Raw genomic sequence first — 14,584 nt, forward strand, 5'->3', positions numbered from 1 at the left:
TGTGGAGCCTCCCTTGAGATACCACCCTTGCTCTGCTTGATGTCTAACCGCGGCCCGTTATCCGGGTCCGGGACCCTGCGTGGTGGGTAGTTTGACTGGGGCGGTCGCCTCCTAAACAGTAACGGAGGCGCGCGAAGGTTGGCTCAGAGCGGTCGGAAATCGCTCGTTGAGTGCAATGGCAGAAGCCAGCCTGACTGCAAGACTGACAAGTCGAGCAGAGACGAAAGTCGGCCATAGTGATCCGGTGGTCCCGAGTGGAAGGGCCATCGCTCAACGGATAAAAGGTACGCTGGGGATAACAGGCTGATGATGCCCAAGAGTCCATATCGACGGCATCGTTTGGCACCTCGATGTCGGCTCATCTCATCCTGGGGCTGGAGCAGGTCCCAAGGGTATGGCTGTTCGCCATTTAAAGAGGTACGTGAGCTGGGTTTAGAACGTCGTGAGACAGTTCGGTCCCTATCTTCCGTGGGTGTAGGATACTTGAGAGGAGTTGCCCCTAGTACGAGAGGACCGGGGTGAACGATCCACTGGTGGACCAGTTGTCGTGCCAACGGCAGTGCTGGGTAGCTATGATCGGACAGGATAACCGCTGAAGGCATCTAAGCGGGAAGCCCCCCTCAAAACAAGGTATCCCTGAGGACCGTGGTAGACCACCACGTCGATAGGCCGGAGATGTAAGCGCAGTAATGCGTTCAGTTGACCGGTACTAATGGTCCGATAGGCTTGATTTGATCCAGTAAAAGCAACGCTGCAAATCAAAAGCCATACACCAACAATGTGTACATGACTTGGAATTCTTGGTTCTTTCTCGGTCTGGTGGCTATAGCACGAGCAAAACACCCGATCCCTTTCCGAACTCGGCCGTTAAGTGCCGTCGCGCTGATGGTACTGCGTCTTAAGACGTGGGAGAGTAAGTCACCGCCAGACCTAGTAAGAACCAAAATTCTCTCTAAACGATAGCAAATCCCATCACATAACCCAGATGGGAAACAACTTAGCGCCAAGCTAAAAATGGCGCGGGATGGAGCAGCCCGGTAGCTCGTCAGGCTCATAACCTGAAGGTCGTAGGTTCAAATCCTACTCCCGCAACCAAGTCTTAAAAAGCATAAAAAACTCAGGTCGTACGCAGTAAGCGCCCGTGGAATGTTTGCTTCCCTATTCGGAGAGGGCGTTTGAGTTCTTGCTGGCTCCGACTTAGTGACGTGCGGCGTCGCCTAATGATTGCTGTTTGCATAAACGGCGCAAGCGCGGGCGAGGGCGTAGGAGGCTCTGACCCCGTCGAGAAGGAGGCCTTGGGTTCTTCTTTGCAGATCATCGCGTAGATGCGCCATACCTGCACAGCCCAAGACGATCGTGTCGACCCCATCGGTGGCCATGGTCTTCTGAATCGCCGTTGCGAGTGTTTCGCGCGTCTCTGCGCTGCCTTCGTCGATCGTCAGAACGGGCAGATGGCTTGCCTGCACGCTTTGGCAAGACGCAGCGAAGTTCTGCTGAACAATGTTCTTTTCGATAACAGGGATCGAGACGGCGAGGGACGTTACGACCGAAAACCGTTTGCCGAGCAGGGTGGCCATGGTGAAAGCGGCTTGACCGATTCCGAGCACGGGCACGGTTGATTTCGCGCGGGCGGCTTCGAGCCCTGTGTCGTCGAAGCAGGCGATGACGATGGCATCCGCGCCTTCGGCTATCGCGGTCCCGACAAGCGCGAGGACGCCCTTGATCGCGGTTTCTCCGTCTTCGGGTCCTTGAATCGCGGCGGGGCCGTCGACATTCGTGTAGCCGATCACCTCATCGGTGCCGCTCAGGGTCTTGACCACCTCTGTCACCCGTTCGGTCATGGCCTCTGTGGCGTTCGGGTTGATATAGGCGATGCGCATCACACGCCCTTTCCTGCATCCGAGCCCGCGCGTGCGCGGCGGATGTTCATAGCGCAGACCAGCAAGAGGAAGGCGAGGATGATCAGCAAAGAGAAGCTCGTCGTCAAAGTGCCCAAGGCATAAATCACGGGGGTCGTGACGTTGGTCGTCATCCCGAACACCTCGAGCGGGAGGGTGTTGTAACTCCCTGCGGTCAGAAGCGTGCGGGCGAATTCGTCATAGGAGAGGGTAAAGCCGAAGAGGGCAACGCCGATGAGCGAAGGCGCGATGATGGGCAGCACCACAAAACGGATCGTTTGCCATGCCGTCGCGCCCTGATCGCGGGCGGCTTCTTCGAAGCTTTTGTCGAAGCGGTTGAAGACCGCAAACATGATCAGAAGACCGAAGGGTAGGGTCCATGTGAGCTGAGAGCCGAAGCCCGAGGTTGCCCAATGCACCTTGAATCCGAGTTGGTTGAAGATAAGCCCCACACCGAGCGAGATGAGGATCGACGGGATCACCAGCGAGGTGATCGCCGCATAAAAGAGGATCGCCGAGCCTTTGAAGTTTTTGCGAAAGGCCAATCCCGCCGACACAGAGACGACGACCGTCGTAACCATGACCATAAGACCGAGAACGAACGAGCGGCGGAATGCGCCCCAGATGTCGCCGACCGCCTGTTCGCGGAAGAGGTCGTGGAACCAAAAGGTAGAGACCCCGTTCATTGGAAAGGTTAGCCCGCCCTCGGGTCCCTGAAAGCTCAGGATGCCGATTGTGATGGTCGGCCCGTAGAGAAAGAGCACGAAGAGCGCGAAGAAGGCGGCGAGGACATAGAAGCTGAGCGGTCTTTGTTCCATGTCAGAGTTCCTTTCGGATGTTCACAAAGCGAAGCAGGATGCCGATCACCAGAAGGACGGTGCAGAGCAGAACGACGGCTGTTGCGGCGGCCGAGGGATATTGCAAAAGCCCGATGTCGTTCGAAATCAGCCGCCCCACATTCGCGCGCTGGCTTCCCGACATGAAACGGACGGTGATGAAGTCGCCCATGACAAGCGTCACGACAAAGATCGTTCCGATCATGATCCCCGGTTTGGTCAGGGGAATGATGACATTGACAAGCGTTTGGAAACCCGTCGCCCCTGCGTCCCGTGCGGCTTCGAGCAGCGAATGGTCGATGCGCATCATGGTGTTGAAGATCGGCACGACCATGAAGAGCGTATAGAGATGCACAAAGGCAAGAATGACCGAGAAGTCTGAATAGAGGAGCCATTCGAGCGGTTCGTCGATGACGCCCCAGCTGATGAGTGTCTGGTTGGCGATGCCGTTGCGTCCCAAAAAGGGAATCCATGAAATCATGCGGATGATGTTCGAGGTCCAGAACGGGATCGTGCAGAGCAGAAAGAGTGCGATCTGCCATGTGAGGCTCTTCACATGGAAGGCGAGGAAATAGGCGACGGTAAATCCGATGCCGAGCGTCAGAACCCAGACGATTGCCGCGTATTTGAACGTCGCGCCAAAGACCCGCCAAACCACGCTTGATCCGAAAAGATAGCTATAGTTGTCGAACTGGAAGGCAGGATAGATCGAATATTCGGTCGAGCCCCAGAAGCTCACGATCACGATCATGATGATCGGCGCGACGAGAAAGCCCGAGAGGACGAGCGCGAGGGGCGCGGCCTGTAGCCATCCGATCAGATTGCGGGTCATGGGGTGCTCCGGAACGTGAGGGGAGAGGGGCGCGCCGCGTGGCGCACCCCTTTGTGTTCGATCAAGCGGCGATGAATTCGTTCCACTTGCGAACCATATACTGGTTCTCGTCCATGACGGCGTTCCAGCAGGCCACTGCGCCCATGCGATCCTCGAAGGAGCCGCCGTCGCGGGTTTCGCCTGCTTGGGCCAGAACATCGCCGGTGGGCGAAGTGATGACGTCGGTTGCGGGTTTGCCTTCGAACCAATAGCCCCACTCGTTTTCGGACATGAAGGCCTTGGAGGTTTCGGGAACGGCCGAGTAATACCCCTGACGCATCAGATAGCCGCCGACCCAGCCCGACAGATACCAGTTGATGTATTCATAGGCCGCATCGAGCGCCATGCCCGAGAGGTTGGCCGACAGACCAAGGCCGCCGCCCCACGAACGATAGCCTTCTTTGAGCGGCTGATAGACACAAGGAATGCCGCGCGATTTCACCGCCGTGATGGCGGGCGACCACATGGATTGGATAACGACTTCGCCCGAGGCCATAAGGTTCACGGATTCATCAAAGGTTTTCCAGAAGGCGCGGAACTGGCCTGCGCGTTTTGCTTCGGTAAAGATCGCAAAGGTCGCGTCGATCTCTTCCTTGGTCATGTTGCCTTTGTCGCCATACTGGATTTCGCCCATGGATTCGCAGACCATCGCCATATCCATGATGCCGATCGACGAGATATCGAGGATCGAGGCTTTGCCCTTGAATTCTGGGTTCAAAAGCTCGGTCCAGCTTTCGATCGGACGACCGATCAGATCGGGGCGGATGCCGAGCGTGTCGGCGTTGTAGATGGTCGGAATGAGGGTCATCCAGCCCGTCTCTTCCGACGCGAAAGAGGTGCCGCCCGGACCTTCTACAAAGCCGACGGAATGCGGCGCGGTGCCTTGGGCGATTGTGCTTTCGGGGGTGAGTTTGCCGTTGCGGAAAATACCCACGATCTTGTCGTAGTTGGCGATTTTCGAGGTATCCATCGCCTGAAGGTTGCCCGTCGGCCAGACTTTTTTGCAGATCCAGTATTCGATATCGGCGATGTCGAAGCTGTCGGGCTGGGTGGCGGCGCGCTGGGTCACGCTGTCGGAATCAAGCGCCGTCATTTCAAGGGTGAAACCGAGGTCCTCTTTGACCTTGGCGGCGACATCGTTGAGGTTGGACACGCCTGTGCCGAACTGGCGCAGGGTGATGTCCTTGATCTCTTGGGCCCAGATCATCGGGGCGGGAAGAGCGGCACTTGCGGCGGCGGCGACACCGCCCTTGAGAATGGCACGACGGCTATAACGCATTTTGGACATTTCGTATTTCCCTATCGGTTGGAGGTGGGGGTCAGGATTGGAGGCGGTGCAGCCGCCCCTCGTTCCAGGCGAGCATCACGCTGTCGCCCGGATTTTTGGGAGATTGGAAAAAGAGGGACTCGGGCACGAGCGAGAGAACCTCTTCGCCGTTTTCGGTAAGCGCGGTCAGAGCGACATGGCCGCCTTGATATTCAACCGCAGTCACAACAGCCGAGAGGCCGCTATCCGAGAGAAGAACATCATCGGCCCGCAGGGCGAACTTTGTGCCATTGACCGCAATGACGTTGTGGCCGCCCATGAATTTTGCGACAAATTCGGTTTTCGGCGCCGACCAGACATCGCGGGCAGGGCCTGCCTGTTCGATGACCGAATTGTTCATCACCACCAGTTCGTCGCCGAGGGCGAGCGCTTCGTCCTGTCCGTGGGTCACATGGATAAAGGTGATGCCGAGTTCGCGTTGGAGCCGCTTGAGTTCGGATCGCATGCGGATGCGCAGGAACGGATCAAGCGCGGACAAGGGTTCATCTAGCAAAAGAACCTTGGGCTGGGTGACAAGGGCGCGGGCCAGCGCCACGCGCTGTTGCTGACCGCCCGAAAGCTGGGCAGGGAAGCGATCCGCATAGGCCGTCATATCGACCAGTTCGAGAAGCTCGCGGGCTTTGGCGTGGCGGGTGGCCTTGTCGATGCCTTTCATCCGCAAGGAAAAGGCGACGTTGTCGAGCACCGACAGATGCGGAAAGAGCGCATAGTTCTGGAACATCATCGCGGTGCCGCGTTTGGCGGGCGCGAGATAAGAGACGTCGAACCCGTCGAGAACGACCGAGCCATCGGACACGCTCTCGTGACCTGCAATCATGCGAAGGGTAGAGGATTTACCGCAGCCCGAAGGCCCTAGGATGCAGACGTAAGAGCCTGGTTTGAAATGGTAATTGATGCGGTCCACGGCCAGTGTCTCGCCGTATTTCTTCGTCAGATTGACGAGTTCGAGATCGTATCCAGCACCCATTTCCACCCCATCCAGACGTTTGCAGGTCTTGTGTCGATGAGGTCAGCACAAACGATTCCGCGGGGCGGTAGCCATCGAAACCAAGTGCCGCGACGTCCGAAAATCACCGTTGCCCAGAATTTGGGCGCTTTGGGTCGGGGATGTTTCAAATTGTGCGCACAAAATTGTATACAATTGCGAAAACAATCTCGAATCAGATTTGTCGATTGCCCTTTGGTGCGTGTCGTTCCAATTTGATCCCAGAGGAATGACCATGACCGATTTGCAAGACGCCCCCCTGACCACCGACCGCTTGTCCGAGCTTCTGGAGCTTGCCATCCATGAGCACAGGTTGGCGCCGGGCACCAAATTGGGTGAAGACGAGCTTGGCGAGATTTATGGCGTCAGCAGAACCATCGTTCGCGCCGCGCTCCAGTCTCTCGCGCATCAGCGTTTGGTGGAGTTGCGCCGCAACAAAGGTGCCTTTGTCGCCCAGCCCAAGATCAAGGAAGCGCGCGAGGTTTTTGAGGCGCGCGCCCTTCTTGAGCCGCGCACCGCGCATTCGGCGGCGCTTCGGATTACCGACGCCCAGATCGCCGCGCTTCAGGCCCATATCGATGCAGAGCATGAGGCGATCCACAAAGGCGACCACGGGCGTGCGCTCTATCTTTCGGGGCAATTCCACATCGAGATTGCGAAAATCGCCGATCAGGAAACCATCGCGGCCTTTATCCAACAACTGATTTCACGATCATCGCTGATCATTGCGCTCTATTGGCAGAGACGGTCGGCGCTTTGTGAAAGCAACGCGCATCACGCCTTGATGAAAGCGTTCATCGCACGCGACGGGGATCGGGCGCAGGAATTGATGAACAGTCATCTTGTAGACCTGATGACCTCGCTTGATCTGCGCAACATTACGGCCACGCCGACGACGTTGCGCGACGCGCTTGTGGGGTCATAGGGTCTTGGTCCCTGTTGCGCCAGTCTGATCAGGACCGGATTCCGTTCGCTTGTTGCGCTGTCGAAAGAAGCCACTCCACAAAGCCATCTGCTTCGGGATGGGTCGTGCCGCCTGCAGGAATGATGACGTGGAAGGCTTCGTCGATGGGAACCTCGATGTCGAAGGGGGCGACGAGACGCCCTGACTCCAAACTTTGCGCGGCCAGCGATTTGCGGCCCAAAGCCACGCCCGCCCCTTGGGCGGCCAGTTCCAACGCGGCCAGCGATGTATCGAGATGCAGACCCGAGCCCGCGTCGACGCCTGTGACCCCTGCGGACTTGAGCCAGATCCCCCAGCCTTCGTGATAGCCGAGCACATGGAGCAAGCGCTGCTCCGCGAGATCGGCAGGCGTATCGAGGCGGGTCTGCGGCGCACAGAGCGGCGTGATCGTCTCCCACGTCAGGCGGTGACTGTTGAAGCCGGGCCAATGCCCCGTGCCGTATTGGATGTCGAGATCGAAGTCCTGATCCTCGGAGGGTTCGTTCCAGACCGAGGAGAGAAGACGGATTGACCGCCCCGGATGCCGGTCAAGGTAATCGGGCAATCGCGGTGCCAGCCAGCTCACTGCAAAGGAAACGGCACAGCGCAGAGTGAGCGCGTTGTTGCGGCGCTGGCCGAACACCTCGCGCGTGCCGATGGCAAGACGCTGGAGCGCGTCCTGCACCTTTGGCAGATAGGCTGCACCCGATTTGGTAAGCTCCAATCCGCGCGGGTGGCGCAGAAACAGCGGTGCGCGAAGATGGTGCTCCAGTGACTTTACATGCTTCGAGACGGCCGCTTGCGTGATGTGCAATTCGGCGGCCGCATGGGTGAAACTGAGCGTGCGCGCCGAGGCCTCGAACGCGCGCAGCCAAGTCAGAGGGGGCAGATCGAGGTTCATCGGAAACTCCAAAACAGAGCCATAACTTTTCGTATGGGTGATGCCCATGAATACGTCGTTTGACCGCGCCCCGCCAGAGTGATCATTCAGGTGATAACCAAGGGAGGTCACATGTTCCAAGTATTCCCCACGGCGCGTCTGCGCCCTTCGCCGTTCTATGCCTCTGCCGTGGCAGAGGGTATGACTGCAGCCAGCATCTATAACCGTATGATTATGCCGACGTCCTATGGCGATCCCGAGGGCGAATATTGGCGGCTGATCAACGGCGTCTCGCAATGGGATGTCGGGGTCGAGCGTCAGGTGCAATTGAAAGGTCCCGACGCGGGCCGTCTTGCCCAGATTCTGAGCCCGCGCGATCTCTCCACCTGCAAGGTGGGGCAGGGCAAATATGTGCCCCTGTGCAACCATCGCGGCACCATCATCAACGATCCGATCCTGCTCAAGCTGGCCGACGATCTCTATTGGCTTTCGATCGCCGACAGCGACATCTGGTTCTGGGCGAGTGCGATCGCCGCCGAACGCGGTCTTGATGTCGAAGTGTCCGAGCCTGATGTCTCGCCCATGGCGCTTCAGGGCCCCAAGGCAGAAGACGTGGTCGCGCATGTGCTGGGCGATTGGGTGCGCGATCTCAAATACTTCTGGTTCAAGGAAACCGAGATCAACGGGATTCCTGTCGCGGTTCAGCGGTCGGGCTGGTCCAAACAGGGCGGCTTCGAGATTTATCTCAAGGACGGGACGCGCGGCACCGAGCTTTGGAACATCTTCAAGGAAGCAGGTCAGCCTTGGGGGATCGGGCCGGGTGCACCGGCAACGGCAGAGCGGACCGAAAGCGGTCTCGTTTCGGTGGGCGGTGATACCGATGATATGACCAACCCCTTCGAAGTGCGCTTGGGCAAATATGTCGATCTCGATGTCGATGATGATGTGGTGGGCATCGCCGCTCTGCGCCGGATCAAGGCTGAGGGCGTCAAGCGTCACCAACTGGGGCTGGTGCTCGAGGGCGATGTGCCCGCGCCTTTGGGGTTCCGCCGCGAGGACATCACCCGCAACGGCGTGCGCGTCGGTATGATGACCAACTGTGTCTGGTCGCCAAGGATGAAGGCCAACATCGGCTATGCTCTGATCGATGCGGGCGTTCCCGAAGGCGAAACGGTCCAAGTGCAACGCGACAAGGGCGCCGTCGATGCGCGGCTTGTCCCCTTGCCCTTCCTCTGAGGTCGTCATGCGGGCCCATTTCGAAAGTCCCTCGTGGCAGGATGCCAACCATGTGGCTCTTTCGCCGCTGTCCTTTCTCAAGCGGGCCGAGAGGGTTTACGCCGCTCGCCCCGCCACCACCTGCGGCGAGACCACGCGCAGTTGGAGCGAGGTCGGGCGTCGTTGCCGTGCGGTAGCGGCAGGGCTTGCGGCGCGCGGTGTCGGGATCGGGGATACGGTCGCGGTTCTTGCGCCCAATGGGCCCGAGCTCTTTGAATTGCACTACGCAGTGCCCTTGGCGGGCGCAGTGCTCAATGCCATCAACACGCGCCTCGACCCCGAGACCGTGGCCTATATCCTCGGGCATTCGGACGCGGTGATGGTCATCGTCGATCCGACGCTCCGCGCGTTGCTGAACGATGCTTTGGCGCATCTGGGGCGCGATTTGCCCGTTCTGGGGTTCGATGATTACGAGACGCTGGCCGCGCTTGAGCCGATGGACTGGACCCTTCCCAAGGACGAGGGACAGGCGCTTGCGCTCAATTATACCTCGGGCACATCGGGCAAGCCCAAGGGCGTGATTTATCATCACCGCGGGGCCTATCTTATGGCGATGGGATCGGTCGCGGGCTGGGCATTGCCGCCGCATCCGACCTATCTGTCGGTCGTGCCAATGTTCCATTGCAACGGCTGGAACCATCCTTGGGCGATGGCCATCGTCGGCGCGCATATGATCTTTGTGCGAGAGGCGACACCCGCGAACCTTCTGGCCGCCATAGCAATGCACAAGGTCACGCATTTCGGCGCCGCGCCGATCGTGTTGCAAATGCTGTGCGAGCAGGCGCAAGAGCGGTTCTCTCCTGTCGTCAAGGTTCTGACCGCAGGGGCTCCGCCGCCGCCTTCCGTTCTTGAAAAAGCGGCGCTCCTCGGCATGGAGGTGATGCAGGTCTATGGTCTGACCGAAACCTATGGGCATATCGCACAGTGTCTTTGGCAGGAGGAATGGGAGACGCTTTCCCCCGAGGCCCGCGCCGAGCGTCAGGCCCAGCAGGGCGTTGCCTTCCCGATGGTCGAGGATATCCGCGTGGTCGATCGCAGCAGCGGGCAGGATGTGCCGCAAGACGGGCTGACCCAAGGCGAGATCGCCATTCGCGGCAACACCGTCATGAAAGGCTATTACAAGGACGAGGCCGCCACGGCCCAAGCCTTTGACGGAGGCTGGTTCTGGTCGGGGGATGCGGCGGTCGTGCATCCCGACGGTTACATCCAGATCCGCGACCGTCTCAAGGACGTGATCATCTCGGGCGGCGAGAATATCTCGTCCGTCGAAGTGGAAGCGGTGCTTTATCGCCACCCCGCGGTTCAGGCCGCTGCGGTTGTCGCGCGCCCCCATGCGAGATGGGGCGAAAGCCCCTGCGCCTTTGTCGAACTGCGCGAGGGCGCTGCACCGACCGAGGCGGAAATCATCGGGTTCTGCCGCGAGCGGATCGCCCATTTCAAGGCGCCCAAGACCGTGGTCTTTGGTCCCCTGCCCAAAACCGCCACTGGCAAGATCCAGAAATTTGTGCTTCGTCAGGCGGCACGAGACATGGGAGAGCAAACGTGACCTTTGAAGCCCCTCTGGACGATCTTTTGTTCAACATCGCCGCCATCGCCGGCAGCGACGAAGATCCTGATGTCACCGCAGCCGTTCTTGGCGAATTCGGGCGTTTTTGCGCCGAAGAGATCGCCCCGCTCAACGCGTCCGGAGACCGCGAGAGTTCGCACTGCGAAGCGGGGCAGGTGAAGACGCCCAAAGGGTTCCGCGAGGCCTATGCCAAATTCATCGAGATGGAATGGCAGGGGCTGGTCCATCCGTCCGAATTCGGCGGACAGGGTTTGCCCAGAGCGGTCGGTGCGGCGGCGGGCGAAATTCTGAACGCCGCCAATATGAGCTTTGCGCTTTGTCCTTTGCTCACCGACGGGGCTATCGAGGCGTTGAACCACTTCGGCTCGGACGAGATCAAGGCGCGCTATCTTCCCGATCTGGTTTCGGGTCGCTGGACGGGGACGATGAACCTGACCGAACCGCAGGCGGGCAGCGATCTTGCGCTCTTGCGTGCCCGCGCCGAGGCACAGGCGGATGGGACCTATCGCATCACGGGCACCAAGATTTTCATCACCTATGGTGAGCATGATCTGTCCGACAACATCATTCATCTCGTTCTTGCGCGCACGCCCGATGCGCCCGAGGGCATCAAGGGGATCAGTCTTTTCGTGGTGCCCAAGGTTCTCTTGGACGGCACCCGTAACGCCATTCGCTGCCAAAGCATCGAGCACAAGCTCGGCGTCCGCGCGAGCCCGACCTGTGTTCTTGAATACGAGGGCGCGACGGGGTTTCTCATCGGCCGCGAAAACGCGGGTCTTGAGTATATGTTCACCATGATGAACGCCGCCCGTTTTGCGGTCGGTGTGCAAGGCAACGCGATTTCCGAACGCGCCTATCAACAGGCGCTTGCCTATGCCGAGACCCGTGTTCAAGGACGCCCCGTCGACGGGAGCGCCAATACCGCCGTCACCATCGCCCATCACCCCGATGTGCGCCGCATGCTGATGCAGATGCGGGCCTTGACCCAAGGCGGACGGTCCCTTGCGGCCTATACCGCTGGTCTTCAGGACAGGGGCGAAACCACGCTGGCCGAGTTTATGGTCCCGCTGGTCAAAGGCTTTTGCACCGAAAAGTCGCTCGAGGTCACATCGCTCGGGGTGCAGATCCATGGCGGCATGGGCTTTATCGAGGAAACGGGCGCCGCCCAGCATTATCGCGATGCGCGGATTTTGCCGATCTATGAAGGCACGACCGCTATTCAGGCCAACGATCTTCTGGGCCGCAAAACGCTCCGTGATCAAGGCGCCACTGCGACCCGTCTTGCGGGGATGATCGCCGCGACCGAAGCCGAGCTGCGCAATGGCGGGGCAGAGGCGCAAGCGATGGCCGACCGTCTGGCCGAAGCACGCGAGGATTTCCAAAGCACTGTTGCGCATCTTTTGCAGGCGGGACCCAATGAGGCCTTTGGCGCGGCTGTTCCCTATCTCATGCTGGCGGGCAATCTGGTTGCGGGCTGGCAGATGGCCCGCGCCTACCTTGCGGCCGGAGAGGCAAACAGCCCCTTCCTTATCGACAAGATCGCCACGGCGCGGTTTTACATCCATCACATTCTGCCGGAGACCGGATTGCTGCGCGCGCGTGCAACAGCCGGACTTTGACACTCTGACGAAAGGACCGATCCAATGACCGTTCAAATCGACCCCGCCCGCTTCCGGAACCTTGATCTCGTGGCGCATGACGACGGCGTCTGGGTGGTCACTCTGAACCGCCCCAACAAGCGCAACGCGCTCGATGCCCAATCGATCGAAGAGCTGGTCGAGTTTTTCTCGACCGCCCCGCGCGCGGGAATCCGTGCGGTCGTGCTTGCGGGGGCAGGGGATCATTTCTGTGCGGGTCTCGATCTTGTCGAGCATCATGATGCCGACCGCAGCCCCGCCGAGTTCATGCATCTGTGCCTGCGCTGGCATGAGGCTTTCAACAAGATGGAATACGGCGGCGTTCCCGTGATTGCCGCTCTCAAAGGGGCGGTCGTCGGCGGCGGGCTGGAGCTTGCCAGTGCGGCCCATGTCCGCGTGATGGACGAAAGCACCTATTTCGCGCTCCCCGAAGGACAGCGCGGTCTCTTTACAGGGGGCGGGGCCACGATCCGCGTTGCCGATCTCGTCGGTAAAGCACGGATGATCGACATGATGCTCACGGGGCGGGTCTATCAGGGGCAGGAGGCCGTCGATCTCGGCCTTGCGCAATACCGCGTCGAAGGGTCGAGCCTTGATAAGGCGATGGAGCTGGCGCGCAAGGCGGCGCAGAACCTACCGCTGACCAACTTTGCCATCTGCTCGGGTATCAGCCATATGCAGAACATGTCCGCTCTGGACGCCGCCTATGCCGAGGCAGTCCTTGCGGGTGTCGTCAACACCCAGCCCGATGCGCGTTCGCGTCTTGCGGCCTTTGCCGACAAATCCGCTGCGCGGGTGAGACCCAACAGCTAGGTCAGCACCAAAGGCGGCCCAAAGGCCGCCTTTGCCCTAGTCGGCGCATTTGACGGCATAGTCCTTGGTGTCAAAGCGGCCTTCTTTGTCCTGAAAATAGCCTTTGCTGCGCAAACAAGCCTTGAGCATTCCGCAGGAAGGAAGCGATTCCTCGCGATAGTTCACGCCCATGCGCGAGAGGCCCCCAACGGTGACGGGGCTGCTTGTGTCTTGGGCGCAGCTATAGAACACCTTGGCGAATTGCTGCTCGGTGGCCGTTGCAGGGCCGTCATATTTGTATTTATCGCCAAAGCCCATGCAGCTTGCCAAGACCGTCAAGCCGACGAATGCTATTGCAGATTTACGCATTTTGACCTCGTGAGATTCAGCGCTTTGCAGGAGTTGCGAATGTCATTTCATTCCTTGGGAAAGACGTCAATCGGTCAAGCGCTTTCCCTGTCAGGCCGATTTCGGAACGGCCCAGACCTCGGCGGGTTCAAGCGCACGAAAGCGCTCTTGCGCGATGTTTTCCGCATCGAGCGCGAGCCCCAGCGCGATTTTCGGATCATCGCGTCCTTCGTTGGTGAGTTGGATCGTGCCCCAATGGTGGCCGATGGCAAAGTCCGCCCCCATAAGCTTGAACCCCTCGACCGCTTCGGCGGGGTTCTGGTGCTGGTCGGCCATGAACCACTGCGGATCATAAGCCCCGATGGGGAGAAGCGCCATGCGGATGCGTCCGAAGTCGGAGGCCAGCGTTCGATAGGGGCGGCCCTTGTCGAAGCCCGTATCGCCGATGAAAAGCAAAGCGCCGTCAGGTCCCGTCAGAACGAAAGAGGCCCAGAGCGCCATCGAACGATCCGTCACGCCGCGCGCGCCCCAGTGGTGGCACGGCACGCAATGCACCTCGAACGGGCCGTTTCGGGTTTTCTGTCCCCAATCAAGGACTTCGGTCCTGAGCCCTGTGCTCTTGATGATCGTGTCGTTGCCGAGGGGGGTGATCACCAGAGGATCATGAACGGCCTTCAAGCGCTTGAGCGTGGCAAGGTCCATGTGATCATAATGGCAATGGGACAAGAGGATCACGTCGATCGGCGGCAGGTCTTCAAACGCGATGCCCGGTTTGATCACCCGCTTGGGGCCCGCAAAGGAAACGGGCGAAGCGCGCTCCGACCAGAAGGGATCGGTGAGGATGTTCATCCCTTGGCTCTGGATCAGCATCGTCGCGTGGCCCACCATCGTGATGGTAAGATCCGAAACCCGCGCCGCAGGCTTTGCGGTCTGGGCGAGGGGGATGGTCTCGGGCCAAACCTGCGGCTTGGGACCGTTGCGCCATTTCCAGAGGTCCGCCATGCCCTTGGGCGGTGCACCATCGGGATTGAAAAACCTCACGCCATCAAAGTGATCGGAAACGGGGCCGTTGTAATAGCGGTTATTGGTCATGCGCACGGTATATGTGGTGCCTCCTGCGAGGGTCGAAACGCCGCACAGAGCGGCAGCGGAACGTAAGAAAGCGCGGCGGTTCATGGGGAAAGGAATGCTTTTGGTTGGACTATCCCAAACAGATAGGGCCGAT

13 protein-coding genes, 1 tRNA gene and 2 rRNA genes (1 of these 16 cut by a window edge) are annotated in these 14,584 nt (G+C 59.6%); 8 read left to right on the forward strand and 8 right to left on the reverse strand.

Annotated features, from left to right (window positions below; genetic code table 11):
* From QQG91_RS14720 to QQG91_RS14730, 3 genes are all read left to right on the forward strand, one after another.
* Positions 1 to 734: ribosomal RNA gene (locus QQG91_RS14720) — 23S ribosomal RNA — on the forward strand (it extends 2,094 nt beyond the left edge of the window).
* 81 nt (positions 735 to 815) lie between these two features.
* A 5S ribosomal RNA gene (rrf, locus tag QQG91_RS14725) occupies positions 816 to 930 on the forward strand.
* Positions 931 to 1,018: 88 nt separating this feature from the next.
* Positions 1,019 to 1,095, forward strand: a tRNA-Met gene (locus QQG91_RS14730).
* Between the two features lie 122 nt (positions 1,096 to 1,217).
* Here the strand turns inward: QQG91_RS14730 and QQG91_RS14735 are convergent.
* From QQG91_RS14735 to QQG91_RS14755, 5 genes are all read right to left on the reverse strand, one after another.
* Positions 1,218 to 1,880: an aspartate/glutamate racemase family protein gene (locus tag QQG91_RS14735; RefSeq protein WP_285772503.1), complete on the reverse strand. Its 663-nt coding sequence runs from the start codon at positions 1,878 to 1,880 to the stop codon at positions 1,218 to 1,220.
* Complete coding sequence (locus tag QQG91_RS14740) at positions 1,880 to 2,716, reverse strand: ABC transporter permease (RefSeq protein WP_285772504.1); 837 nt, start codon at positions 2,714 to 2,716, stop codon at positions 1,880 to 1,882. The genes QQG91_RS14735 and QQG91_RS14740 overlap by 1 nt, the downstream gene beginning before the upstream one ends.
* 1 nt (position 2,717) lies before the next feature.
* Entirely contained in the window at positions 2,718 to 3,566 is an 849-nt protein-coding gene (locus QQG91_RS14745) for an ABC transporter permease (protein ID WP_285772505.1), read from the reverse strand.
* Positions 3,567 to 3,627: 61 nt separating this feature from the next.
* Positions 3,628 to 4,893, reverse strand: a complete 1,266-nt coding sequence (locus tag QQG91_RS14750; protein ID WP_285772506.1) for an ABC transporter substrate-binding protein — start codon at positions 4,891 to 4,893, stop codon at positions 3,628 to 3,630.
* A 31-nt stretch (positions 4,894 to 4,924) separates the two neighbouring features.
* Positions 4,925 to 5,899: an ABC transporter ATP-binding protein gene (locus QQG91_RS14755; protein ID WP_285772507.1), complete on the reverse strand. Its 975-nt coding sequence runs from the start codon at positions 5,897 to 5,899 to the stop codon at positions 4,925 to 4,927.
* Positions 5,900 to 6,152: 253 nt separating this feature from the next.
* Between QQG91_RS14755 and QQG91_RS14760 the strand changes: the two genes are divergently transcribed.
* Entirely contained in the window at positions 6,153 to 6,842 is a 690-nt protein-coding gene (locus tag QQG91_RS14760; RefSeq protein ID WP_285772508.1) for a GntR family transcriptional regulator, read from the forward strand.
* Positions 6,843 to 6,870: 28 nt separating this feature from the next.
* Here the strand turns inward: QQG91_RS14760 and QQG91_RS14765 are convergent, their stop codons facing one another.
* A complete protein-coding gene (locus QQG91_RS14765; RefSeq protein ID WP_285772509.1) occupies positions 6,871 to 7,761 on the reverse strand; it encodes a LysR substrate-binding domain-containing protein in 891 nt (296 codons plus the stop codon).
* Positions 7,762 to 7,872: 111 nt separating this feature from the next.
* On the opposite strand from QQG91_RS14765, the gene QQG91_RS14770 reads away from it, so the two are divergent.
* The 4 genes from QQG91_RS14770 to dmdD are packed head-to-tail and all read left to right on the forward strand — an operon-like array spanning position 7,873 to position 13,032.
* The gene (locus tag QQG91_RS14770) at positions 7,873 to 8,976 is read left to right on the forward strand and encodes a glycine cleavage T C-terminal barrel domain-containing protein (RefSeq protein ID WP_285772510.1); all 1,104 of its coding nucleotides are present in this window, start codon (positions 7,873 to 7,875) and stop codon (positions 8,974 to 8,976) included.
* A gap of 7 nt (positions 8,977 to 8,983) precedes the next feature.
* Entirely contained in the window at positions 8,984 to 10,561 is a 1,578-nt protein-coding gene (locus QQG91_RS14775; protein WP_285772562.1) for an AMP-binding protein, read from the forward strand.
* Positions 10,558 to 12,201, forward strand: a complete 1,644-nt coding sequence (locus QQG91_RS14780) for an acyl-CoA dehydrogenase family protein (protein WP_285772511.1) — start codon at positions 10,558 to 10,560, stop codon at positions 12,199 to 12,201. Before QQG91_RS14775 ends, QQG91_RS14780 begins: the two co-directional genes overlap by 4 nt.
* 24 nt (positions 12,202 to 12,225) lie before the next feature.
* On the forward strand, positions 12,226 to 13,032 hold the full coding sequence (dmdD, locus tag QQG91_RS14785) for a methylthioacryloyl-CoA hydratase (protein WP_285772512.1): 807 nt from the start codon (positions 12,226 to 12,228) through the stop codon (positions 13,030 to 13,032).
* Between the two features lie 36 nt (positions 13,033 to 13,068).
* Here the strand turns inward: dmdD and QQG91_RS14790 are convergent, their stop codons facing one another.
* Both QQG91_RS14790 and QQG91_RS14795 read right to left on the reverse strand, forming a co-directional pair.
* Positions 13,069 to 13,380: a hypothetical protein gene (locus QQG91_RS14790; RefSeq protein WP_285772513.1), complete on the reverse strand. Its 312-nt coding sequence runs from the start codon at positions 13,378 to 13,380 to the stop codon at positions 13,069 to 13,071.
* A 90-nt stretch (positions 13,381 to 13,470) separates the two neighbouring features.
* Positions 13,471 to 14,535, reverse strand: coding sequence for an MBL fold metallo-hydrolase (locus tag QQG91_RS14795; RefSeq protein WP_285772514.1), 1,065 nt, complete (start codon positions 14,533 to 14,535; stop codon positions 13,471 to 13,473).
* Positions 14,536 to 14,584: the final 49 nt, after the last annotated feature.

Source organism: Marivivens sp. LCG002 (genome assembly GCF_030264275.1).
Taxonomy (GTDB): Bacteria; Pseudomonadota; Alphaproteobacteria; order Rhodobacterales; family Rhodobacteraceae; genus Marivivens.

What these genes read in the sequence shown, in the direction of transcription:
- QQG91_RS14735 (WP_285772503.1), bottom strand. Translation starts at nt 1,880, where the DNA reads ATGCGCATCGCCTATATCAACCCGAACGCCACAGAGGCCATGACCGAA.
- QQG91_RS14775 (WP_285772562.1), top strand. Translation starts at nt 8,984, where the DNA reads ATGCGGGCCCATTTCGAAAGTCCCTCGTGGCAGGATGCCAACCATGTG.
- QQG91_RS14755 (WP_285772507.1), bottom strand. Translation starts at nt 5,899, where the DNA reads ATGGGTGCTGGATACGATCTCGAACTCGTCAATCTGACGAAGAAATAC.
- QQG91_RS14740 (WP_285772504.1), bottom strand. Translation starts at nt 2,716, where the DNA reads ATGGAACAAAGACCGCTCAGCTTCTATGTCCTCGCCGCCTTCTTCGCG.
- QQG91_RS14765 (WP_285772509.1), bottom strand. Translation starts at nt 7,761, where the DNA reads ATGAACCTCGATCTGCCCCCTCTGACTTGGCTGCGCGCGTTCGAGGCC.
- QQG91_RS14760 (WP_285772508.1), top strand. Translation starts at nt 6,153, where the DNA reads ATGACCGATTTGCAAGACGCCCCCCTGACCACCGACCGCTTGTCCGAG.
- QQG91_RS14795 (WP_285772514.1), bottom strand. Translation starts at nt 14,535, where the DNA reads ATGAACCGCCGCGCTTTCTTACGTTCCGCTGCCGCTCTGTGCGGCGTT.
- QQG91_RS14790 (WP_285772513.1), bottom strand. Translation starts at nt 13,380, where the DNA reads ATGCGTAAATCTGCAATAGCATTCGTCGGCTTGACGGTCTTGGCAAGC.
- QQG91_RS14770 (WP_285772510.1), top strand. Translation starts at nt 7,873, where the DNA reads ATGTTCCAAGTATTCCCCACGGCGCGTCTGCGCCCTTCGCCGTTCTAT.
- QQG91_RS14750 (WP_285772506.1), bottom strand. Translation starts at nt 4,893, where the DNA reads ATGTCCAAAATGCGTTATAGCCGTCGTGCCATTCTCAAGGGCGGTGTC.
- QQG91_RS14745 (WP_285772505.1), bottom strand. Translation starts at nt 3,566, where the DNA reads ATGACCCGCAATCTGATCGGATGGCTACAGGCCGCGCCCCTCGCGCTC.
- dmdD (WP_285772512.1), top strand. Translation starts at nt 12,226, where the DNA reads ATGACCGTTCAAATCGACCCCGCCCGCTTCCGGAACCTTGATCTCGTG.